14 protein-coding genes and 3 pseudogenes are annotated in these 21,943 nt (G+C 49.6%); 1 reads left to right on the top strand and 16 read right to left on the bottom strand.

Going from position 1 to position 21,943, the window contains the following annotated elements; translation table 11 throughout:
• Positions 1-205: pseudogene (locus Mcas_RS18780) on the bottom strand (hypothetical protein); the annotation flags it as partial.
• 391 nt (positions 206-596) lie between these two features.
• On the opposite strand from Mcas_RS18780, the pseudogene Mcas_RS05520 reads away from it, so the two are divergent.
• Positions 597-1,271: pseudogene (locus tag Mcas_RS05520) on the top strand (IPT/TIG domain-containing protein); the annotation flags it as partial.
• 26 nt (positions 1,272-1,297) lie between these two features.
• On the opposite strand, the pseudogene Mcas_RS19410 reads toward Mcas_RS05520, so the two are convergent.
• The 15 genes and pseudogenes from Mcas_RS19410 to Mcas_RS05445 all read right to left on the bottom strand — a co-directional run.
• Positions 1,298-1,973: pseudogene (locus tag Mcas_RS19410) on the bottom strand (IS1634 family transposase N-terminal domain-related protein); the annotation flags it as partial.
• A gap of 366 nt (positions 1,974-2,339) precedes the next feature.
• Positions 2,340-5,099 (bottom strand): response regulator, encoded by a 2,760-nt coding sequence (locus Mcas_RS05515; RefSeq protein WP_052566892.1) that lies wholly within the window; start codon positions 5,097-5,099, stop codon positions 2,340-2,342.
• Between the two features lie 4 nt (positions 5,100-5,103).
• Positions 5,104-5,631 carry a V4R domain-containing protein gene (locus Mcas_RS05510; RefSeq protein ID WP_052566891.1) on the bottom strand — a complete coding sequence of 176 codons (528 nt, stop codon included), beginning with the start codon at positions 5,629-5,631 and terminating at the stop codon, positions 5,104-5,106.
• 19 nt (positions 5,632-5,650) lie between these two features.
• Positions 5,651-7,555, bottom strand: a complete 1,905-nt coding sequence (locus Mcas_RS05505; protein WP_081853631.1) for a PAS domain-containing protein — start codon at positions 7,553-7,555, stop codon at positions 5,651-5,653.
• Between the two features lie 42 nt (positions 7,556-7,597).
• On the bottom strand, positions 7,598-10,642 hold the full coding sequence (locus Mcas_RS05500) for a PocR ligand-binding domain-containing protein (RefSeq protein WP_040334504.1): 3,045 nt from the start codon (positions 10,640-10,642) through the stop codon (positions 7,598-7,600).
• 272 nt (positions 10,643-10,914) lie between these two features.
• Entirely contained in the window at positions 10,915-12,900 is a 1,986-nt protein-coding gene (locus Mcas_RS05495; protein ID WP_040334503.1) for a CHASE2 domain-containing protein, read from the bottom strand.
• A 71-nt stretch (positions 12,901-12,971) separates the two neighbouring features.
• Positions 12,972-14,114: a hypothetical protein gene (locus Mcas_RS18675; RefSeq protein WP_200873637.1), complete on the bottom strand. Its 1,143-nt coding sequence runs from the start codon at positions 14,112-14,114 to the stop codon at positions 12,972-12,974.
• 18 nt (positions 14,115-14,132) lie between these two features.
• The gene (locus Mcas_RS05480; RefSeq protein WP_040334501.1) at positions 14,133-14,879 is read right to left on the bottom strand and encodes a FecR family protein; all 747 of its coding nucleotides are present in this window, start codon (positions 14,877-14,879) and stop codon (positions 14,133-14,135) included.
• 2 nt (positions 14,880-14,881) lie between these two features.
• Positions 14,882-16,192 (bottom strand): tetratricopeptide repeat protein, encoded by a 1,311-nt coding sequence (locus Mcas_RS05475; RefSeq protein ID WP_040334500.1) that lies wholly within the window; start codon positions 16,190-16,192, stop codon positions 14,882-14,884.
• 318 nt (positions 16,193-16,510) lie between these two features.
• Positions 16,511-17,710 (bottom strand): cytidylyltransferase domain-containing protein, encoded by a 1,200-nt coding sequence (locus tag Mcas_RS05470; RefSeq protein WP_040334499.1) that lies wholly within the window; start codon positions 17,708-17,710, stop codon positions 16,511-16,513.
• A gap of 19 nt (positions 17,711-17,729) precedes the next feature.
• The gene (locus Mcas_RS05465; protein ID WP_040334498.1) at positions 17,730-17,945 is read right to left on the bottom strand and encodes a DUF2283 domain-containing protein; all 216 of its coding nucleotides are present in this window, start codon (positions 17,943-17,945) and stop codon (positions 17,730-17,732) included.
• On the bottom strand, positions 17,933-18,253 hold the full coding sequence (locus tag Mcas_RS05460; RefSeq protein ID WP_040334497.1) for a hypothetical protein: 321 nt from the start codon (positions 18,251-18,253) through the stop codon (positions 17,933-17,935). Before Mcas_RS05460 ends, Mcas_RS05465 begins: the two co-directional genes overlap by 13 nt.
• Before the next feature lie 115 nt (positions 18,254-18,368).
• Entirely contained in the window at positions 18,369-19,532 is a 1,164-nt protein-coding gene (gene pseC / locus Mcas_RS05455) for a UDP-4-amino-4,6-dideoxy-N-acetyl-beta-L-altrosamine transaminase (protein WP_040334496.1), read from the bottom strand.
• A 7-nt stretch (positions 19,533-19,539) separates the two neighbouring features.
• Entirely contained in the window at positions 19,540-20,550 is a 1,011-nt protein-coding gene (gene pseB / locus Mcas_RS05450) for a UDP-N-acetylglucosamine 4,6-dehydratase (inverting) (protein WP_040334495.1), read from the bottom strand.
• A gap of 11 nt (positions 20,551-20,561) precedes the next feature.
• Positions 20,562-21,584: a hypothetical protein gene (locus Mcas_RS05445; protein WP_040334494.1), complete on the bottom strand. Its 1,023-nt coding sequence runs from the start codon at positions 21,582-21,584 to the stop codon at positions 20,562-20,564.
• Between the last annotated feature and the right edge of the window lie 359 nt (positions 21,585-21,943).

Below are 21,943 nucleotides of genomic sequence, written 5' to 3'. Positions count from 1 at the left end.
ATATTTTGGCATAATGTTGGGATTGTAATGAGTCAACTGATACTATCTGTTTACCTGCTTTGTGGGCTTTCAGTGCAATATTCAAAGACTGAATTTGTTCCTCTGGCAAATGAGAAATATTTAACAAGTGTGTAACGACAATCTTTTTGCCGATCCTCTTACCTTCTGCGAGATAAGCAGTCTTATAGACCTTGCCCTTAACCACCTTTCTGCATATACGCACAAACATATATTTTCATAATACCATATTATTAAATAAATGTCAAGCATATTTTTTATGTATATTCGCACAAACAATCATGCTTGTAAATACTATATAATCTCATGTATGGCTAATCTACAAAAAATTCCCGCATGTATTTCTGGAACTTCCGATAGAAAACAAGGACAAGAGCTGGGACATACACTTCATCAGTCTCCGGACGTGGGACAGATATGCGGTCGTGGATACGCTCAAGGACCCGGTGAGCTTGGTAATCGACAGCCGGAGGGACCTGGTAGTGGTTGCGTCTCAGTCGGAGCGCAAACTGACTCTGCTGGGACTTACCACCCGTGAGACCATCGGCCAGGTCGTGCTTGATGCAAGGCCGTCGGCGATGAGCTACTACGCAGGTGGCGGCATCCTGCTTGTTACCGGATCAAACGACGCCGGTCAGGGCAGCGGTGCGGGAAAGACCAACCTCTTGCAGGTGGTGGACGTTGACGAAAGGACGTCCCTGCTCAAGCTCACGACAGAGGACGAAATAGCCGCCGCATCGGTGGACGAGTCAACCGCAAGGGCGGCATTCGGACTGCGCAAGGGGGGTATATCGATCCTCGACCTGTCGAACCTTCAACAAAGAAGCCTCACATCCCTCAACACAAAGCTCAACGACGTCGAACTCACTGGCAGGAAGGTTATGGCCTCCGACAACACTGGCGGTTACGTCGTAAACATCAATCCGGACACCGGTCAGGTCAAGGAGAGGTTGGCCATCGGCAACAAGACCAACCTGATAGCGCGTGCATCGGGGTTCTACCTCGTGAGCTACAAGGACGGCATACGGGTCATCAAGGACGGCGCCCCTGAGATTACGGCCATAACGCCGGAGAAGGTGCCGGTGGCAAGCACGGGTGTGCAACTGCAAATAACCGGCGCCAATTTCGCACAGGGCAGCGTTGTGAGGCTCGATACCGTTGCGTTGTCAACGACGTTCGTATCGGAGACGACGCTGACGGCAGCCCTGCCGGATACCTCTGCCAACAAGGCGGCAACCCATTCGGTAACCGTTGTCAGCGCCGAGGGGGCGGAGTCAAATGCGGTCTCCTTACTGATGGTGTCATCGTTGGTTGTAATCACCCATTTACCATCATACACAGCAGCATTTTTTATTGCATCGTTATCTATTTTTATGCAATCTTGGGCATCCACAGTAAGATAGCGTTTACACCTGCCGGAAGCCTTTAATTCTATCGCCCATTGTTGGGTTGCTTTATGGCAGGTATGTTTTATTAGTATCTCTTTCAGTTCTTCAATAACAATCTCTCGATATTTGGATTGTGGTTGACACAATCTATTTGCTGTCATTGACAAAAGTGCTTTATCATAAGGTATTTTGTCGCCAGTATTTTTGGCAATACTCCTCAATTCAGACCCTATCCCTAATCTTTCCCAAAGTTGCTCTATTAAAAAATACAGCACCTAATTTCAAGGAACGAACAAGTTTTATGTCTTCCGGAAGTCCTGCTTGTTCTTTGGAGGTAGAGGTTTGTTCCGGAGTGATACTGTCAGTAACAGTAACTCCACAAACTCTTGCTATCGATCTGCATAACCGTACCAAATCATCACGGTTTAGAGTATCTGCACGACCGAAATTATATATCACTTTGACCTCTGGGACTTTGGCTTTAGGGTTTCGTGTGTTATGTGCAAGCTGGTAGTATGTAGTTACTGAATCATCCGTATTTTTACGAGTTGTTGTTCTCAAATACATACCTACAAATATAGCGTATACTACATTGTTACGTCAAGGCTTATTTTGAATAGCGTGTATCTACGAGGTTTGAATTTTTAGGCTGTTTTTTGACTGTAAACCAGCATGAATACTATGTGCCTCTCTCCGTGTGTGCCTATTTGGAAAAAACCCAAGTTTAAGTAAACATGAGGATTGTCTGAACTTAGGATTGATCACTTTGCTTCCTACGGTCGCAGGGCAGATTAAAGGATTTACAGGAAACAATTAAGGAATGCCTTTAACCTAATCCTGATAATCCCTTAATCCGTTAAATCGTGGTTCAGACATATTTAATTGCAGAGATTGGAATATGACATTGTCAAGTTAAGGTTAAACCTTATTGGGTCAAGGGGATTTAGTTATCTTCAGGGCTTTTTTTGCACGAGCAAGCACGGACAGGGCCTGTTCAAAGTCAAAGTTCTGTATGGCGCTTTCAATTTTGGCGGCATCCCCCTTGAAGGCAGAACGCAGGAGTTCGACGGATTCGGAAAATACGTCTGCTGCCTCGGAGTCGTCCTCAGACAGTAGCTTCTCCAACTTTGAGATAACCGGGAAGAGGGCGTTTATATCAACCGCTTCGTTTGCAGTCTGCTCCCTCTCCTGAGGCATGGCCTGACTTACGCTCAGGATAAATCCCCGGAGCTCCTGTGCAAAGTCCTTACACAGGCGTTGTATCTCCTCTGCCGGTTCGTTGTGTTTGATTGCGGCTTCCAATTTTGAAGCCCTTTCCTGCACACGCATGGCACCAATATTTCCGGCCGTACCCTTGACCGTGTGAGCAATGCGTTCGGCATCGTTGCGGCGCCCCTCGGAGAGGGCCGTGTTGATCTCCTCAGGGGCGTTGGCCTGCCCTGCGACAAACTTCTTCAAGAGCGACAGATACGATGACGGTTTGCCAAGCACGCGTCTGAGACCGTTTGTCACATCAAGGCCGTCTATGGCGTATAGGGGGGCAAGCTGCTCATCGGGCTTGGCGGATGCTGCAGACTGTACTGCCGCTGCATCAGGCTTTATGGGGGCAGACTTCACAACGCCAGGTTTGTTCAGCGGCGGAATCCACCTCAGCAGGCGGTTAAACAACTCATCGGGGTCTATGGGTTTGGCTACGTGGTCATTCATCCCGGCGGCAAGACACTTTTCACGGTCAGAGACCATTGCATTTGCCGTCATCGCAAGGATTGGCAGGTTGGCATATTCTTTGAGCTTTCGTAGCTCGCCTGTGGCGGTGATACCGTCCATTACCGGCATCTGCATATCCATCAACACGATGTCGTAGCGGTTTTCGCAGACCATTTTCAGTGCAATCTCACCGTTTTCGGCCAGGTCTGTCACAAATCCACCTTCGGTCAACAGCTCTATAGCCACCTGTTGATTGAGGTCGTTGTCCTCCACCAGCAGAATCCGTGCCCCGGCTATCGAGGAGAGGTCGATACGTCCGTGCTTGTCTGCAACCGTCTTGTACTGGCTCTGGATGTTTCCATTGATGGCCGTCATGACGGCATCAAACAGTGTGGATGGACTTACTGGTTTAACAAGCAACGGCAAACCGGCCTCCTCAGCTGTTTGAAAGACATCTTCGGTGTTGTAGGCAGTTACTATGATGCGATGCGGGACGTTGTGATTAAGTTTAAGGATTGCTATCTGTTGGGCGGTCTCAATGCCGCTTAGTCCGGGCATCTGCCAGTCAAGAAAGACAACCGCAAACGGGTTACCGGCACTGTCTGCCTCTATAACAGCCAGGACTGCATCATCACCGGAGGTCACCTCGACAACATCAAAGGACATGGAACGCAGCATTTCGCTGATTATGTGTAGCGCATACGGGTTATCATCGGCAGCAAGCACCCGACAACCGCGTAGGTCAGGGTCAAGCTCCAACTGCTTCTTATGTACCGTGCTCCTTCCCAGGCGCGCCGTAAACCAGAACGTACTGCCCCTGCCATACTCACTGTCAACGCCAACATCGCCTCCCATCAGGACGGCCAGCTTTTTGGATATTGCCAGACCAAGACCGGTCCCGCCGTACTTACGCGTCGTGGTGGTGTCGGCCTGTTGAAATGACTGAAACAGTTTTCCCTGTTGCTCCGGGGTCAACCCGATGCCAGTATCTTTTACCTCAAAGCGCAATAGCATGCTCTGTTCGTCTTCCTCCACAACCAATATCCTGACAGCGATCTCCCCCTTCTTGGTAAACTTCACGGCGTTGTTTGAATAATTGATCAGTATCTGTCCCAAACGCAGGGGGTCGCCAACAAGGTTATCGGGCAGGTTTGGGGCTATGTCAAAGATCAACTCCAGTCCCTTTGCAGATGCCTTTTCGCCAACCAGCGTGGCAAGGTTATCCAGCACCCTGGAAAGAGTAAAGTCGATAGACTCTATGTCCAGCTTACCGGCCTCTATTTTTGAGAAATCCAGGATGTCATTGATTATGCCCAGGAGGTGTTGCCCCGAGTGCTGTATCTTCTGGATGTAGTCCCTCTGTTTGTGCGTCAGTTCGGTCTTTAATGCCAGATGTGCCATACCAATTACGGCATTCATGGGGGTGCGGATTTCGTGGCTCATGTTGGCGAGAAAGTCGGCCTTGGCCTTGGATGCTGCCTCGGCCTCTTTTCTTGCTTCTTCAAGGTCTTCCATTATGTTTAACATGGCCAGACGCATCTTGCCCATCTCATCGACCCGACTATGGAGGTTGTCCTCCACCATCTTTCGATCGTTAAAGGCGTTTTGCAGTTGCCTGGCCATGCTGTTAAACGCCTCGGAAAACTCACCCATAAAGTCCACGTTATGCGAAAAATCCCCCTTGGCTATCTGCTGCGTCACCCAGGTAAGATTTCTCAGGCTCGCCTGCAGGCTCTTAAGCGACTGTGCTATCTGCATCCTCCCACGGGGGGCCTCGGATTGGATATCACCCCTGGCCAGGGAAAAGATCAGCCCCGTGATGGCGTTGTACTCGCCTATGAACTTGTTGATATACCCTACAGCCTGCTTGAGTTCATTGTCCGGGTAATCTTCTCCAAGCACGATAGGGTCGGGACTCTTACCACTGAGGATCAGGTAAAAGGCCTCCGATATCTTATCCAGGTCTTCTTCTTTAACGTTGAGCATGGTTTCAGGCCGCGGGTTTTACCTCAAAGCGGCAAACCCTGTCCCCAGAGCACCAACAATCAATCTCTTTGACGCTGAACCTGACCCCCGTGTACTCATACAACAGTCCGCTGATAAAGCCCTCATCATAGGTGCATATGGTCTCATCAACAATGGGTAGTCCCGAGCAGTCGAGGTCCTCGGCAACAGTCAGGGTGAATTCCTTTTTCTCAAGGTCGGCCTTTTCAACCCGTAGTATTCCGATCTTCAGCTTCGTGAGAAGTTCCTGGAGCTCTTTTATGAAAACATTGAATTCGCTTTTCTTGTTCAGCAACGCCTTGCAAAACTCCCTTCCAGCCAGCTCTCCGGCCTCAAAATAGATGCGGTCTGCCACCTCCGGGCTAAACTTCCTTATTATAACATCCCTCAGCGTAAATTGCATCAACCTGTATACGCCCACCTCCATCGTGGAACCCAGGTTGGGACGACCCTCCTTGATATCTCCAATCATACTCCAGTCAAACATCGGTTGCTCTCTTTTTTCCTTAAACATGTCAGTCCTCCTTATCTCTTTATTGAACGATTTTATATTTCGCTTCATATCCGCACTCTTCTCTCAGTGCGTTAATCTCTTGTTTTAAGTCAATCATTTTCTCTTCCCTGTTGACCGCTAGTTGTGTGAAACGTTCTAACTCCTGCAGGTACTGTCTCAGTTCCGTCTCCATCTTCCTGCTATGTGTGATGTCATCCACAATGGAAGTAACGCCAATAGGGTGCCCCGCCTCATCAACAAGCGTTACGTTATACCAGTGACAGGTGATATGTTGGCCATCTTTTGTAATATTTTCACTGTCAATGGATACCACGCCCCTCTGTTCGCTCAATGCACACCAGACCTCATCTGCGTGGGTACGCATTCCCTCTGGAATAATCAGTTCGGATGCCTGTCTGCCTATAGTTTCTTCCCTGGTGTAGCCAAATATATGTTCTGCCGCATTATTCCAAGTGATAACCCTGAAGTTAATATCCCACTCGATGATTCCAAGTGGGGAGTTTTGCACAAGGAACGCCAGGCGCTGTTGCGACTTGCGGAGGGCCTCATCCGTGCGCTTACGTTCGGTGATATCCTCCTGAAGACCTACGTAGTTGACGACCCTGCCCTGTTGGTCTGAAAGACCGGTAATCGTAGAAAATGCCGTATACAGAGAGCCGTCTTTACGTCTGTTGATGAATTCGCCCTGCCACAGACGGCCATCCCTCAGAGATCTCCACAGGGACAGGTGCGTCTCCTCCGGAGTAAGTCCGCTCTTAAGTATACCGGGGTTACGTCCTGTGGCCTCGGAGGCGGAGTAGCCGGTTATATGGACAAACGCCTCGTTTACATACTCGATAATCCCATCCGTATCCGTAATCAGCACGGCCACAGGGGAGTTTTCAACGACGCTGCTGAGTTTCCTGATACGGATATCGTCCTGTGTCTTAAGAAGGCGCTGCCTTAGTATCAAGGACAGCAAGAATCCAACGACAACGTAGCCCACTATTGTAACCAGAATGACCAGCGTGATCTGCAGTGGAGATACCAACCCCTTTGTATCCTGGATAACAACCAGTTGCCATAAACCGCCAAGGTCGTTCCAGTCAAAGAATTCCCTGTTTATGGTATAACGATGACCATCGAACGGGACTGAGTTGCCGGCTATATCTATCGGCAATACCTCCGGGGGCTTATTATCAAACATTTTTCCGTAGCGTTTTTCCTTTTTTATATAGTCAATATGTTCCCTGGTCACGTGTTGTGTAGCGTTATACATCCAGGAGAATTTTGTGCTGGAAAAGACAATACCCTCCGGTGACACCAAAAGTGCCTGCCCCGGCAGCAGCTTCAGATACCTGGAGATGACAGGCTCTGCAGGCATACGTATAACCAACGTGCCAATTACCGTTGTCTCATGAGTATCACCCTCATGTATAGGAGCAGCAATGTAGAAGACCTTGTCGCCCGTACTGATACTTATTGCAGCGTATACGCTTGATTTATCGGCCATGGCCTGCTTTACGTATGAGCGTACCGACATGTTCATGCCGGTAGACCTCTTTACGTCACTCTCGTGTGCGACTATTATACCGTCAGCATTGACGATAAAGACACCGTCTGCACCGAAAAAGTGTTTGGCGGCAACCATGCGCTCCAATGTCTCGGGGTGATCCCGCGGCAGCTTCTCCTTTGCCATTGCTTTTATGAGAGGCTCGTTTAATCCCATGAGAAAGGCCGCACCCATTGCCTGTCCGCCCATGGTTTCGGCATGAAGGCGGGCAACGACGTCACCGAGTATCTGCGCGATATTTGTCCGTTGTTCGTCCTCTGCTGCCCGAAACATATAGTGCAAAACAACGAACGAAGTCAGCAGAACGCCTGCCAATGGAAGCCCTATGCAAAGCAGTATATGCCGCCTCAGAGTCAAATGATTGCCTGTCATCTCACAACCGTGTTAGTCGTATATTCTACGTAACGTTGCCGCTCAGTGTACAATCTTGTATCTCCCGACTCGTCCCAATTCTTCCGACAGCTCATTGATCTCCTGTTTAAGGTGGATCATCTTTTCCTCACGCCCAATTGTCAGTCTGTTAAAGCGCTCAAGGTCCATGACATGCTGTTTCAACTGCTCTTCCACCTTCTTACGTTCGGTTATATCACGGAAGGTTACCACCGAACCCACCACTGCCCTGTCTTTATAGATTGGCGTTGCCGAATACTCAACCCGAAAGTAACTACCATTCTTTCGCCACAGGATATCGTCATCCACCTGACTAGCTATACCGTAACGATTTGTCTTATACATAGGGCAGAACTCTTCATCGTGCGGAGAGCCATCGGCACAGGCATGATGAATCATGGCGTGGATATTTTGTCCGATTAACTCGCCCTCTGCATAGAGCAGCATCCTGAGGGCGGCGGGATTGATAAAGACAACCACGCCATCGGCATCTACGCCAAAGATGCCCTCCGCAACCGATATCAGCAACATACGGCTCAACTCTTCGCTCTTTTGCAATTGCTCCGTGCGCTGTTGCACCAGCAGTTCCAGTTGGTCTTTGTACCGTTCAAGCTCTGCGCGGGCCTGATTGGCGTCTTCTGCCAGACTCATGGCGCTGGTATGTTGTTGCTTGAGTTCTTCCGTACGCCTTGCCATAAATCGCTCGGCAGATTGTGCCTTCATACGCTGATAGGAAATCGAAGTGACAATTCTGGCAAATCCGGCAAGGAAGGTGAGGATGGCGGGCAGTCTGTCCTCAGACATAATTGGAACGTCCCTGATAGCGTCCAGATAGGCATCTTTATCGAAATTGAACTGTCTGGCCTGTTCGGCAAAGAACTCAAGGTCAGGTGGAGCAATGAAAAACTGTCCGATAAAGACATTTGCAACGTGATGGTCATCCACGAATATGGGTGAAGCGCAGTCGGTGAGGCCGTTTTTACAGCTATAGATGGCGTAATCCTTTCCCTCCTGGAGATTGAGGGCCAATTGTGTGTCGCTCTCTATGCAGCGCTTACAGGTCTGCTCATTGACCCTGTGGAAGTCCGTGCAGGCACGCTGCCAGTTGGATGAGGCCAGCACCTTGGCCTCAAGATCAATAATCGCAGCAGGGATACCGACCAGTTCACAGAATGTCTGAAATATGTCCTGTAGTGGTTTCAGGTCTAAGATGGCCTCAAGATTGGGTTTGACAACAGAGCTATCCACAGACTCTTCCAGGGGTGTCTCAAGTTCATCACTTGAGGTAGCTTCAAGGCCATATTCTATATAGGGTGCGGTACCACCGACCTGCACAATCAGGGAGTTCACCTGCCTTTTTAATTCCACTATCCTCTCTTCACGCCCCAATGCCAGGCGATTGAAACGCTCCACCTCTTGCACCTTTGCCTGTAGTTCCTGTCTGGCGCCTTCGGCCTCCAACTGTGCCTGTTGTGCCCTGGCTGCGGCCTCCTCGGCAACCTCCTTCTCCACCTTAAGCGCATCGACACGCTTACGTTCCGTTATGTCGCGCAATGCGCATATAATCTGCCTGCTCCCCCCCGTATCCGTGTAACTGAGGCTTGCATCCATCGGAATCTCTCTCCCGCCATAGGCCAACCCTATCAACTCAAGCCCGCTACCCATGCCTATGATGCGTGGGTTGGCAATAAAGGCATCGCGATACCCAACGTGCTTGTCCCTGTAACGGTGTGGGATCAGTATCTCTATTGGCTGACCAATAACCTCTTCGGGTATATATTCAAACAACATCTGTGCCTGTTCGTTAAACGATATAATGGTCCCTTTACAGTCAACTACAACCATTGCATCGGGGGCCATTTCGATTAACTGCCGTAGTTGTTCCGTTTGCTCTTTGACCTTGTTGTCAAGGTTGCTGGTGTAATCCAGCACGGTAGCCGCCATGGTGTTGAAGGACTCCGTCAGGGTACCGATTTCGTCCGTTCGCGTAACGGGCAGCGATATGTCGTAGGTCCCGGCGGCCATCTTGCGGGTTGACTCCGTGAGTCTTGAAAGCGGATTGAGGATGACCTTGTGCAGAAGTGATACCAGTATGATGACAGTGGTAAGCATCGACAGTATTGTTATGACAGTCAGCGGAAGAAACTTGCCGAGGTCTATTAAGCGTGAGGTGTCAACCAGGACAATGGCATACCAGTCCAGGTCGGGCATATAGGTGACAGAGGCTATGTGCTTGTGACCATGCAGGGTCACAGACAAGGTCTCGACATCTTGTTTGCCTGCCCTTACGGTATCCAGGGCGGCACGTAACAGGCTACGCTCACCTGGTAAATTCAAGAGACCATATATGGTCTTTTGACTGGTTTCGGACTTTGTCACGGCGTTAAAGTCTATGAATCTGACATCGGGGTGGGCCTTTATATCACCGTTTTGTCCTATCAGCACCGTAGAGATACCGCTTTGTCGGCTGATGACGAGTTTCTTTATAAATTCGCTCAGGTCTATGCCCGTTCCGCATACGGCTAGCCGCTCGTTACCATCCCTCATGACGATGTTAAACCATACCTTTGTAACACCCAATGCCTCATTGCTGTCTACGTTGAGGTCAAAGCCGTCGATGTCTTTGAGTGTGGAGAAAAACCACTTGTCATCTTCTTTGTCCTGGCTGAGGTGCTGGCGGAGTTCTCTGCCCTCAAATTCATTTGCGGCATTGTTAAAATAGAAGTTCTGAGTTGCAACCGGTGCGATGAAATAACTCTTGTCGTGGAAGAGGTTTCTGTAGCTTTGCAGTTCCTGCATGGCCAGCTTTCTTATGTTGGGGTCATTTTCATTGCGTGCCCAGAGTTTCAGCAGAGAGGAGTCGGCCATCTTCAGTGCCAGTGCCAGCTCCCGCTGAAGCACAGGCAATAGTCTGTTTTTTTGCACCTCTGCAAGCATCGCTGCGTAATTGACCCCCAAATCCATGACCACGGAGTCCACCGCAAACTTCAGCGCCGCATACGTGGCAGCGCCAACCATCAAATAAACCGCTACAACGATTAATATGAGCTTAGTTTTTAAGGTCTTCATTCGTCTTGCCTGTGAGCTTGTTGTCAATGATATTTCCGCATTACAACAAGGCTCCTTTAAAGTTATTCTATAACAGGAGGCCTCCTTTTGGCAAGTTCAGGTGTATAACGGGGTGCATAAATTTTTAGTGGGTGGTTTTTTTAGCCCTCACAAATGTTTTAGATAAAGGTTGTGTCTGAAAATTAGTTGGTCATCCTCCCTTTATGGGAGGGGTTAGGGGAGGGTTTTTCTGCAAGGGCGGGAAAAGTTACCCACTTGAAATGAGAAGGAACCTACTTTTCCTTGTACTCGACGACCCTATCTTCTTCCGGTTCGGTGAGGATGGCGGGGGATTCGGGGTCGAGTGAGGTGACTTCGTAGATGGTTACGGGTTTTTTCTTGCCCTTGACCACAACCTTTTCTATGCCTCGCACGGAGAGACCTTTTATCGTGCCATTGGCGATCCCCTCTCTGAGCAACTGCACGGTAAACTCCGAAATCAACAGGTGGGTCTTGTACTTTCGTGTCAGTGCCTCAATGCGGGAGCCCAGGTTTACGTCGTCGCCAATGATCGTGTAATCCATCTGCATACCCTCTGCCCCGATGTTACCCACCAGCACCTCGCCAGTGTTGAGACCGATGCCGATGTCAATGATTATCTTGCCCTCGGCACGCCACTTGGCCTGAAGCTCCTTCACACGGGTGATCATATGCAGTGCGCACTTGACGGCAAGCTCGGCCTGGTCTGGCTGTGATAGCGGCGCCCCCCAAAACGCCATCAGCGCATCCCCGATGAACTTGTTCAAGGTACCATTGTACTGAAATATCAGCCCTACCATCTCCGTGAAATACTCATTGAGCCTGCCTACCACTTCCTCAGGGGAGAGGTTTTCGGAGAGATTCGTAAAGCCGGCAATGTCTGAAAACAGCACCGTAATGAGCCTTTTGCGTCCACCCAGGAGGGCCTCTTCGGGGTGGTTGATAAGCTCCTCTACTATCTTGGGGGAGACATATCTGGAAAACATCCTTTTTATATCCCTGGCCCTCCGTTCCTCCAAGAAGAACTTGACCAGTGTCTGCGAAAAAAATATCAGAAACATATTTGTAAGCGGATAGGTGTAGTTTATCCACACCCCCGCATATGTCAGGAGATAAATGCCCGCTGAAACATAACACACCATTAGCAGTATCGAAACCACAGAGCCAACCAACGCTCCCAACCTCGGTAGCAGCAACCCCAAAAAAATGCCCGTGGTAATGATAAAGGTCAACTCTATAACACCGGGGCTTTTTTTCAAGAAACTGTTGTGCAGGATGTTCTCTACGACGTTTGCGTTGATAGCCACACCGGGGGTATTTGCCGAAAAGGGCGTGACCATCACATCGTATGTGGCAAGGGCAGAGGTACCAAGCAGGACTATCTTATTTGTGAACATCCCCCTGGGCCTTGTCCCCCTAAGCACCTCCGATGCCGGTACCGAGGGATAGCCCTTCTCCGGTGGCAGATAGTGTATCAGCACCTTGCCATTGAGGCTGGTGGGGATGAACTGTTGTCCGAGTCTGATGCCGGAGCCACCAAAGAGCACCATGTCCTTGACCTCAATCCCCCTGGCTATCCGTGCCACCTGCAGGGCAAAGTGCGGGTAGCAGTCAACGCCATAATTGAGATACAGGTACTCCCAGCGCATCACGCCATCGAGGTCGGGGTTGGAGTAGACGTGTCCCAGGTATGCGTGTGCGGCTATTTCGGCAATTGGCAGATTGACCTTGTCCGCCTTTACGGCCCATAGCTTCCAGTCGATGCCCGATACGCTCTTGACCGTCATAAAGGCAGAGTCCCATAGATAATCAGGTATCTCCGGTGTCCCTCTGACCTCCCCGCCCCCCGTTGGCACCATGAAGGCAGTGGCCAGGACAACATTGCCCGCATCCTTTATAGTTTCTGCCAGTCTGGCGTCGTTTTCGGTGTCCTGCCGTTCGCTGAACATAACATCTATGCCGATAGCCCTGGGCTTGTCCGCCGATATCCTGCCAATTAAGTCAGCCATGACGCTGCGTGGCCAGGGCCATCTGCCAATATCGGCAATGCTCTTTTCATCTATGTATGCGATGACTATCTCTGCCGCGGGGTTATGCTGCCTGAGTCTCCACGAAAGAAGCATCCTGAGGTCATACGTCTTTGCCTCGATCTTGTCTCGTATGATCACGGGGTCATAGACCTCCAACACAGCAAATGTCAGTGTCGATACCAGTGCTATAAGAAAGAGGACTCGTTTCATATGACAGTGGAGATAAGGGGGGAGGAGTTATTTCCCCCCGGTGCAAGTATAGATATCAAGTTCTGTTTAGCTCACGTTCCCCAGGCTTTTGATGCCCCCAAGGGGGTTGGAGTTGGCGAAGGTGGTGGTGTGGGTTGTGGCGTGGGAGTAGGCTGTGGTGTTGGAGCTGGTGTTCGAGTTGGCTGTGGAGTAGGAGTTGGCTGCAATGTCGGTAGTGGAGGAGGTGGCAGCGTTGGCGTTGGCATGGGGGTAGGCGTTGGTTCAAATGTAGGAGTCGGCGTAGGAGTCGGCGTTGGAGTTGGAGTGGCAGTGGCAGTGGCTGTAGGAGTCGGTGTAGGAGTAGATGTGGGTGTTGGCGTAGGGGTCGGAGTCGGAGTAGGTAGTGGCGTAGGGGTTGATGATGATGTTTGGGTCAGACGTACCTGTGTTTCACAACCACAAGGGTTTGCCTGATGTGCGTCTATGTAGCCCGTGTCGTTGGATGTCATGGTAGTGCCAAATGCGTATTGCTTTACACAGACATACCGTGGTGAGTTCACAATCACTGTGCCACTGAGGTAATGGCTTGAGACGTTGTAGTTGCCATCGATTGTCAGGCTGATATCGTAGTCGTTGTTGTCCTTGCCGGTAGCGCTGCCGGAGAAGCTGCCACTGCTGATTTCATATAACACCAGGGACATTTCGACAGAATCTTCCGTTTGGTCAACACACCGCGTATGTAGTTCCCACATGCCGGCGATAGTGGTTGGAGGTCCGGTTACCGGCAGCATCTTGATGTCGAGTGCAGTGGGAAAGCCCTCAAGGTCTGCCAGCTTGTCCCCCTTGAATAAGACAGCGGCTGAGGCATTGAGCGCCTCTACTAAAAACAGCCTCCGCTTGCCGTTGGGTACTTCAAAGGTTTCGGTGATTTGGGTCTTGCCGCTGACCTGTATCAGGCGCTCAATCGTGTCCATATCTGTAGCGGAGATACTAATCCTGATGGCCGTAATGTCAGATGGTATAGCCTTTTCAGAAATATTGCCCTGTTGCGTATCAGAAGTTTTCAGCAAAATCGTCATCGACACGGATGTCTTTGTGGATGTAGTGCCCGTGGAGGTGCCACCCCCGCCCCCGCCACCTCCGCAGCTATGTACAATGAGGGCCAGGAACATGGCAATAAATGGGGCGAACATCACTATGTTTATATTCCAGGTAGTTGATTTGTCGTTTTTCATAATCGTCCTCTGAGTTTTTTATGGGAAGACCACACCAATTGTCACCGGTGTAGTTGGTGTTTGCACTATGGTTTGCTGCGGATTGAGGTTAAGCATTGCAGCCGCCCTGCCGGCAGAGGCCAGATTGTCTGCCAACGCTTGGGAGGTCATGCCTCCCCATCTGAGTGTGGCATTCTTTAATGCTTCATCGCCGGCCTTAACCGGTGCCGGAGGAGCCTTTCCCTCTAAAACGGTTGCCATCATGCCGGGGGTAACCGTTACCGTACCGGAGATCGTTGGGTCTATGTTTGTTACGTCCACCTGTCCCTCAATGCATACAACTGTGGTGTAAGGCACCGAGTCCTTTATGCCGGTTTCAAAGTATATCACCGTCCCTCTGGCTGCAGCCACCAGGGTTGGCGTTCGCACCTCGGAGTCTGACCTGCCAACAACTGTTCTCATCTTGCCATCGAGCAGGTTAAACACCGCCTTGCTCCTGTCGTCCTTGCCGTAGACAAACTCCTTGATAACCACCCTGGATTTCTCTCCAACCGTCAGGACGCTGTCATCGATAAAGAGCATCTTTGTCCTTGATGCCTCCTTTGTGGCCACGGCGTCGATCATCAGGATGCCATCCTGGACCTTTGCTGCTATCTCCTGCTTGTTGCGCTCGATCTGAGCCTGCCCCCTGAGTGCAACTACCTTGCCGATGTCATCAGCCCCGCTTGCCACTGTCACGGCTGCAAGATAACATATCACAAACCGGAAAAAAAACGTCTTCTTCATCCTTAAAACCTCAGATTTAACAAGAGACTCGAAACACTCCTCCTGTAGTCATAGCTGTTTATATTTGACCTGCTATAGACATACGTCTGTCCAAGGGTCACGCCAACGTTGTCTGCCAGTAGTTTTGTTGCCGTTAATCCATATGTCTGGATATCGTCGTTGCGTTGTTTTTCATACGAGCTGAACATCCCCTCGTACCTCTTGGCGTAATACTCACCATAGAGATTTAACAGAATCCTGTAGGGGAAACTGTGCATCAGGTTTGCATGTACCTTGTTGCCGTCATACTGCCAGTAGCTTTTTTCGGCATCGGCCTTGTTAAAGGCATAACCCACTTCAAGGTTAGACGCCTCCGTAAGGGGGAGCTGTTGTACTACGCCGATGACGTTATCGGAGCCATTCCTGTCCGAGTTATCGGGGAACAGGTTGGCATTGTAAAACCGACTGCTGCGGTATCTGTACCGTACCTCGGTGGAAAACCCTTTACCCTCCGAAATAAACAGCGATGGCCCGATGCCGTGTACATGATCGTAGGCCTTACCCCCAACTGCTATGTACTCAAAGGCATACTGTGCCCCTATACCCACTGTCGGCATAACGTTGTATCTCAACGAAAGATTAACCGCATTCTGGGTGATGTTAAATGATGACAGACGACTGTGCAGCGTCTGGTAAAAGTTATAGCCGGCAAAGACCTCCATGTCTTCGGTATCGACGAACTTGTACCTGCCGTTGATATGGACAAGCCCCTTCCAGTCGGCCTTGCGGCTGATCCCTGATGGCAGTTCTGTAGCACCATTGCTAAGGACAACATTACTGTCATACTGGGTGCCCAGTGTGAGGTTGATCAACCAGGGTCTTGCCCCTGTACGGCGGTCTATCTGCTTTAAGTACCCCCGCGCCGTTGCTACATACTCGGTGGCCTTGCCTGTCTCGATAGCGTTTTCGAAGTAGTCTCTCGCCTCGGTGTATATTTCCTTGTTGTAGTAATACACGCCAAGCTCAAGGTTTGTTTGTGGGTTATTCGGATTTGCCATGAGGGCCTTCTTGAGGTGTAGCTGTGCGCCCTCTTGCGACATGCGGCTTAATGCAATGCCAAGTCCAAGATTAACCGCCTCATCCGATGACTTGCCCTTGAGTGCTGCACGATATTCCTTGGCAGCCTCTGCGTACTTCTTCTCCTGCAAATAGGCCTTACCCTTAGACATATGTGTCTCATAAGAGGCACCATTGCCCGATGCCTTATCACCGGCAAAGAGCACATTGGCCACAATAAAAGAAAAAACAAACATCAGTACAACCGTTTTCTTCATTCATATCTCCTGAATTAAGCATATCTGTAGTTGCCTTTAAAAAATATAAAAAACAATCAATACATAAATAACGTAGTCTGTCTACACTACCTGCCATCACCTCCTTAAATACATATAAAACCATTGCATACTATTATAGCAAATTTCGATTGGATTAAATACAAAAGACATTGCATTTTTTATGGGGTCAAGGGGTCCGTGACCCCTTGCAGGGGGTTCTTAAGGGGGGCGGAGGGGGTGAGGCACCCCTGCCACAAACCGCCCCTTTCTTTCTTTGTATTGCATGCAATCGAAACACGCTATAACTCACGTGCAGGATTAACGACACAGCCTTGCTATATCGGATGCGATATTGGCAATGTTTGTCTCGTCTGTCGGCGCATTGGTGATGACGAAGGTTTTTACGCTAAACTCAGTTTTCAACCTGGATATAATCCCCTCCGGCACCCCGGAGGTCGCAGTCGGGACAAAGACCGCCACATCGTACTTAAACCGTGCATGTACCTCGGGCAGGGTATCGTAACTTCCCAGGAATGTGACACCTCCCCTGGCTTCAAGGAAATCCATTGTCGTCTGTTGTTGCACCAAAAACCTGACACCAACGCCAAAGCGTTCGACAAGCACCCGTGCCACTGCCAGCGTCTTTAGCAGGGTATCATTACCCTCCGCCGGAGCCTCTGCCACGTAGCAGATGACCTTGCCGGAGGCATCGTTGTACGCCTTCTGATGCACCGAGGCATTGATCTCTTTCAGGTGAGGGTGTGTGCCTATGAGTTCGATGACGTTTGTGAGGTTGAACTCCTTACCCTTATCTATCAATATGTCATGGATGCGATTCATAAACTCCAGGTCGGAGGGGGTGTCCACGGATATTCTGTGTCTGAGGCTGTAGAAGACCTCTTCATCCCTGAAGCTGAGGCGTCTTATGTGAGTAAACTTTTCGGGGTAGACGTTTTGCACGTAGACGGGGAAGTGATGCTCTCTCAGGTGCGGCGTATCCGACAGCTTATCGGCAAGGTCCCACATCCAGCGTCTGGCAACCAGGATGCCCTCATGGATCGGAAACGCACCGTTGATTGGCTCAAAGACGACATACCCGGCATCATCGACATCTCCGATGGCCTCAAGCATCACGTCTATCGTCCGGGGATTGAGCAGCGGACAATCACCGCTTGCCAGGACACATACATCGGCCTCATACAGAGCAGCGGCTGCCGTGAGCCGCCCCACAACGTCATTGACATCGCCGTCGTATATAAACAGTTCAACGCCATGCCCCGGAGCAAATGCCTTCAGCGCCTCAGTCTCCGCCTCACCTGGTGCACATATGGCGATCTGGTCAATCAATCGACACTCCCTCAGTCTGTGAACCACCCACGTAAGAAGCATCTTGTCCCCTATGTACTTGAAGTGTTTAACGGGCAGTCGGGTTGACGTCAGCCTGACAGGCACAAAGGCTACGGTCTTAGCCTCCGCACTCATACCGCCACCGCTGACATTACGGTTGGTCTTACACATACACTATTATACAACATCTCTACACTATTGCAACCTCAAGTGGTATTGAATGAACACTCTCAGGGTTCTCTTCCTTGAGATAGTTTAGTTTCTCAAAGCCAATTATTTCACCGTGTTCGTCTTTTTTTATAATCGTTCCCCCGCCAATTTCCTCATTAATACATGGCCTTGGCGTTGAGAACCAGACATCAAGTGTATTTCCAAGTCTATCGTAGGTTATAGTTATCTTTTCCATACGGTCTCTCCTTCCTTAATCTTATCGGTTACATACGCGGTAATTATAAATCCATCTCCGTTTAAATATCTTGTCACTACACAAAGGAAATACTTTTCCAACGGCAAATAGTGAAGATACACATGTTGATCGTCCAAACTCCTCCTAATCTCCACGGGATTAACAAGGCATTCCTTTACTTCATCTTCTTTTTCATATATCTCAGGATGTTTAATCTTCGTGATTAATTCCCAGTGACTTTGTGTAGTCCTTATTAACCTGCCCAATTTACTATTTATCGCAAACAATATCTCCGTGGCTATATCCATACAGCATCGGTGACTTCAACTATATCTTCCTTGCAGAAGAAGACCTTCGGTTCGCTAAACCACACGATATAACTGTAACTACTCTGCTGTCTAAGTCGGTCATGAGCCTCTGAACTCACGTTGCCACCGCTGACATCACCGCATAGACCCTTTCGATGACATATCCGACCTGTGCATCGGACAGCGACGGGTAGATCGGCAGGCTTATCTCCCGCTGATAAAAATCCTCGGCAACGGGACACAGACCTCTGACGTAGCCCATGTCGCTGTAGAAGGGATGTTGATAGACCGGTACGTAATGTACCGCAACACCAACTCCGGCGTGTTTTAATTTATCGATCACCTGGGCCTTTCGCTCTTTACAGGCATCCTTGAGGCGTATGAAATAGAGGTGCCAGGCGCTTTGTGCGTAGTCTCTTTCGGGCGGGGTGTAGAAATAGGGGTTGTTGTGAAATGCCTCGTTGTATGTCTTTGCGATATGGCGTCTCCTTTGGATAAACCCCTGTAGTTTAGCCAACTGTGACAGCCCCAGTGATGCCTGAAAATCGGTCATGACGTAGTTATACCCCAGGTGGTGCATTTCATACAGCCAGGGTTCGCCGTCTTTTGGGACGTCTTTGTTGATCCCGTGCTGGCGAAACGACCTGAGTCTGTCATACATCGCCCTGTCGTTGGTCAACACGGCTCCGCCCTCTCCGGTTGTTATTGCCTTTACAGGGTGGAAGCTCAACACCGACATGTGTGCGTGCATACACCCTCCAACACGTGTGTCTGTGCCACCTGACTTGTACACAGCGCCAAGGGCATGGCAGGCATCCTCAACAACTATGAGGTTGTGCCTCCGGGCCAACTCAAACACCCCCTCGTTATCCACCGGATGACCGGCAAAGGCAACGGGTACGAGCAGTTTTGTCTTTGCCGTGATCAGGGGTTCTATTCTTGATAAGTCAATGTTGCCGGTGTCAAGCTCTATGTCTGCAAATAGCGGCCTTGCCTGGAGGTAGACCCCGGCATTTGCCGTTGCTACGAACGTGTTGGGGGTCGTTATAAACTCATCTCCCTGTCCCAATCCGGCGGCAAAATACGCACCGTGCAAAGCAGAGGTACCAGAGTTAAACACCACGGCATAAGAGGCACCAACACTGGCCGCAAGCCCTTCCTCAAATGCTTCGGACCCCCTGCCTCTGGTTATAAAGTCCGAGCGAAGGACCCTTACGACCTCGGCAATGTCGTCCTCGTCAATGGACTGCCGTCCGTAGGTGATGCGGTCTACGGACATGATGAGCTTATAAGGCTACCTGTAAACGTTTGAGGCACTCTGCCATTTGTGGGATGGTCAACCACCAATCGTTTTTATCGCTCCTGTAGATATAGTTGTCGGGTAGCTTTTTACAGTGCTTATACCTGTTGATGTCCTTTGCATCGAGGTGCAGTTCCGACAGGATGACGTACATGCCCTTGCCGTTGTGTTCATACTCAACGGTAGTGCCTGCCTCATCACTTGCAATGAGGGTCTCATGTATTTTCTCTCCGGGGCGACAACCGACAATGTTGATATCGCAATTTGGAGCTATGGCCTCTACCAGGTCTGTTATCTTCATGCTTGGTATCTTAGGGACAAAGACCTCTCCACCAACGGATTCAAGCAGTACCGTGTTGACCAGCTCCACGGATTCCTCAATGGTTATCCAGAATCTGGTCATCCGCATATCCGTTATCGGCAGCTCGGTTACCCCCTCCCTGACTAACTTTAAAAACAGAGGAATAACACTGCCCCTGCTGGCCACAACGTTGCCGTATCTGACAACGGCAAACCTGGTATCCTTTGCCCCAACGTAAGCACTGGCCGAAACAAATATCTTCTCCATGGCCAACTTTGTAGCGCCGTAGAGGTTTACCGGACTGACGGCCTTATCCGTGGATAAGGCGATGACCTTCCTGACCCCGTTGTCTATGGCAGCCTCGACGATGTTTTGGGCACCAATTATGTTGGTCTTGACAACCTCAAAGGGGTTATACTCGGCAGCCAGCACGTGCTTGAGAGCGGCTGCATGAATGACGTAATCCACCCCGCTAAAGGCCCTGTACAACCGCTCTCTGTCACGAATATCCCCGATAAAGTATCGGATCGGATACTTGCTTCGGGGATAGGTAAAAGACATTTCGTGTTGCTTGTGCTCATCCCTGCTAAAGATTATGAGTTTTTTTACCTTAAAGTTCTCAAATACGTATTGGGTGTATCTCCTGCCAAAGGACCCCGTCCCTCCGGTAATGAGAATTGTCTTGTCGTTTAACATTGCCCGGTTCTCTAGTATCTGCCTGCACACCTGAATACCCCCGTTGGGGTAACAGACATGTCAATCATGTTAAACCTGACCTCTATCTCTCTGATAACATTGAGGCCATCCTTTTTTGCCTCAAAGGCCTCTCTCTTGTTTGGACAAATGGTAATGTTATCGACACGTTCCTTATCGGTGTAGTAGGCAACGTAGTCACGGTTTACAATGCCAATCGGCTCTGAGGCCTGTGCTTTATGAATGGAGCGTTTGCTGTTGATATCAAATACCTCAAGCACATGTGTATCATCTGTCTTGGTGCGCAAAAACAGCTTGTCTTTTGCCATGCCATAAAAGCTGCCTGCATCTTTTAGTACGAGGTGAGGGATTACGGGGTTTAAGTTGTTGTATATCCTTATAACTTCGTTGCCACCGCTGTCAGGCTCAACGTAGACGGTGTACTGACTAAACAGGTAACATTTTTCGTCCGGCCTTGCTTTACATGGCCGTGGAGCCTCGGAATGGTTGACGACGGCCCTGGTATCGGGATACTTTGCGTTTTCAACCGTGCTGACACCCGGGGGTAACTTTATCGCCGGCAAGGGGACATCGAGAGGCAAGGGTACAACGGGGACAGGAGGCACATCGGCATCCGTTGTAATGGTGAAGTCAAATTCTGCACGTTCGTCCCTGATTATATGACCCCTGAGGGTATTACCAGTACAATCGTCAGCATCTGCCTCCCATCTCTCATTATCAACGGTGTTTATTATCTTTACCCAATTTTTGCCGTAATCTCCGGATAGATTGAGTTCCTGGCCTGAATTTTCGGAGTATTGGATGATAAGTCTTCCATTGCTGCGCGGGGTGTCCGTAAACATAAACCAACCGGAGTTGCGCGCTTCACCTTTTTTATACACCGTCCAGGGCACCTTTACGTTTTTCTTTATAACCACCATACACCGCGCCCATGACTGACCGATACTCACAAAACACACCATCACAACCAACGTACAGATGGCAATCATAAGCCTCTGAAATACCCTAAAATTCATTTAAATCCTCCTTCTTTTATCTGCCCTAGTCTCAGTCGTTAAATCAAACATGCTACTATTGTACAATTTTCTGTCTGATTTAATCTATAGACTCTATACAAAATTACCCTTGCGTTGTTTAAAGGCACTGGCGTATAATAGATATTGTGGGTATCTTCTTAAAAAAGCATGGTAAAATGGGGTCAAGGGGACTGGTTCCCTTGCGGGGGGTTCTGAAGGGGGGCGGAGCCGCCCCTTTCTTTCTTGCCTTAAAGTTATAGTTACCATGAAATATAAAGAGGATACATTATTTTTATCAACACTATTATAAACGGCACCTTTTCTGTTAAAATAACTTAGGATGATTATGAGTAGTCAAG

The sequence above is a fragment of the Candidatus Magnetobacterium casense genome, assembly GCF_000714715.1.
GTDB classification, from domain to species: domain Bacteria; phylum Nitrospirota; class Thermodesulfovibrionia; order Thermodesulfovibrionales; family Magnetobacteriaceae; genus Magnetobacterium; species Magnetobacterium casense.
The sequence above is the reverse complement of the archived record's forward strand: the minus strand, read 5'-3'. Positions and strand labels throughout refer to the sequence as shown.

Bases quoted from the DNA above. Each gene is read 5' to 3' on its own strand.
- Mcas_RS05505 (WP_081853631.1), bottom strand. From the start codon at position 7,555: ATGACAGGCAATCATTTGACTCTGAGGCGGCATATACTGCTTTGCATA.
- Mcas_RS05510 (WP_052566891.1), bottom strand. From the start codon at position 5,631: ATGTTTAAGGAAAAAAGAGAGCAACCGATGTTTGACTGGAGTATGATT.
- Mcas_RS05515 (WP_052566892.1), bottom strand. From the start codon at position 5,099: ATGCTCAACGTTAAAGAAGAAGACCTGGATAAGATATCGGAGGCCTTT.
- Mcas_RS05465 (WP_040334498.1), bottom strand. From the start codon at position 17,945: ATGGAAAAGATAACTATAACCTACGATAGACTTGGAAATACACTTGAT.
- Mcas_RS05445 (WP_040334494.1), bottom strand. From the start codon at position 21,584: ATGAATTTTAGGGTATTTCAGAGGCTTATGATTGCCATCTGTACGTTG.
- Mcas_RS05470 (WP_040334499.1), bottom strand. From the start codon at position 17,710: ATGTGTAAGACCAACCGTAATGTCAGCGGTGGCGGTATGAGTGCGGAG.
- Mcas_RS05475 (WP_040334500.1), bottom strand. From the start codon at position 16,192: ATGAAGAAAACGGTTGTACTGATGTTTGTTTTTTCTTTTATTGTGGCC.
- Mcas_RS05495 (WP_040334503.1), bottom strand. From the start codon at position 12,900: ATGAAACGAGTCCTCTTTCTTATAGCACTGGTATCGACACTGACATTT.
- Mcas_RS05460 (WP_040334497.1), bottom strand. From the start codon at position 18,253: ATGGATATAGCCACGGAGATATTGTTTGCGATAAATAGTAAATTGGGC.
- pseB (WP_040334495.1), bottom strand. From the start codon at position 20,550: ATGTTAAACGACAAGACAATTCTCATTACCGGAGGGACGGGGTCCTTT.
- Mcas_RS05500 (WP_040334504.1), bottom strand. From the start codon at position 10,642: ATGAAGACCTTAAAAACTAAGCTCATATTAATCGTTGTAGCGGTTTAT.
- pseC (WP_040334496.1), bottom strand. From the start codon at position 19,532: ATGTCCGTAGACCGCATCACCTACGGACGGCAGTCCATTGACGAGGAC.
- Mcas_RS05480 (WP_040334501.1), bottom strand. From the start codon at position 14,879: ATGAAGAAGACGTTTTTTTTCCGGTTTGTGATATGTTATCTTGCAGCC.
- Mcas_RS18675 (WP_200873637.1), bottom strand. From the start codon at position 14,114: ATGAAAAACGACAAATCAACTACCTGGAATATAAACATAGTGATGTTC.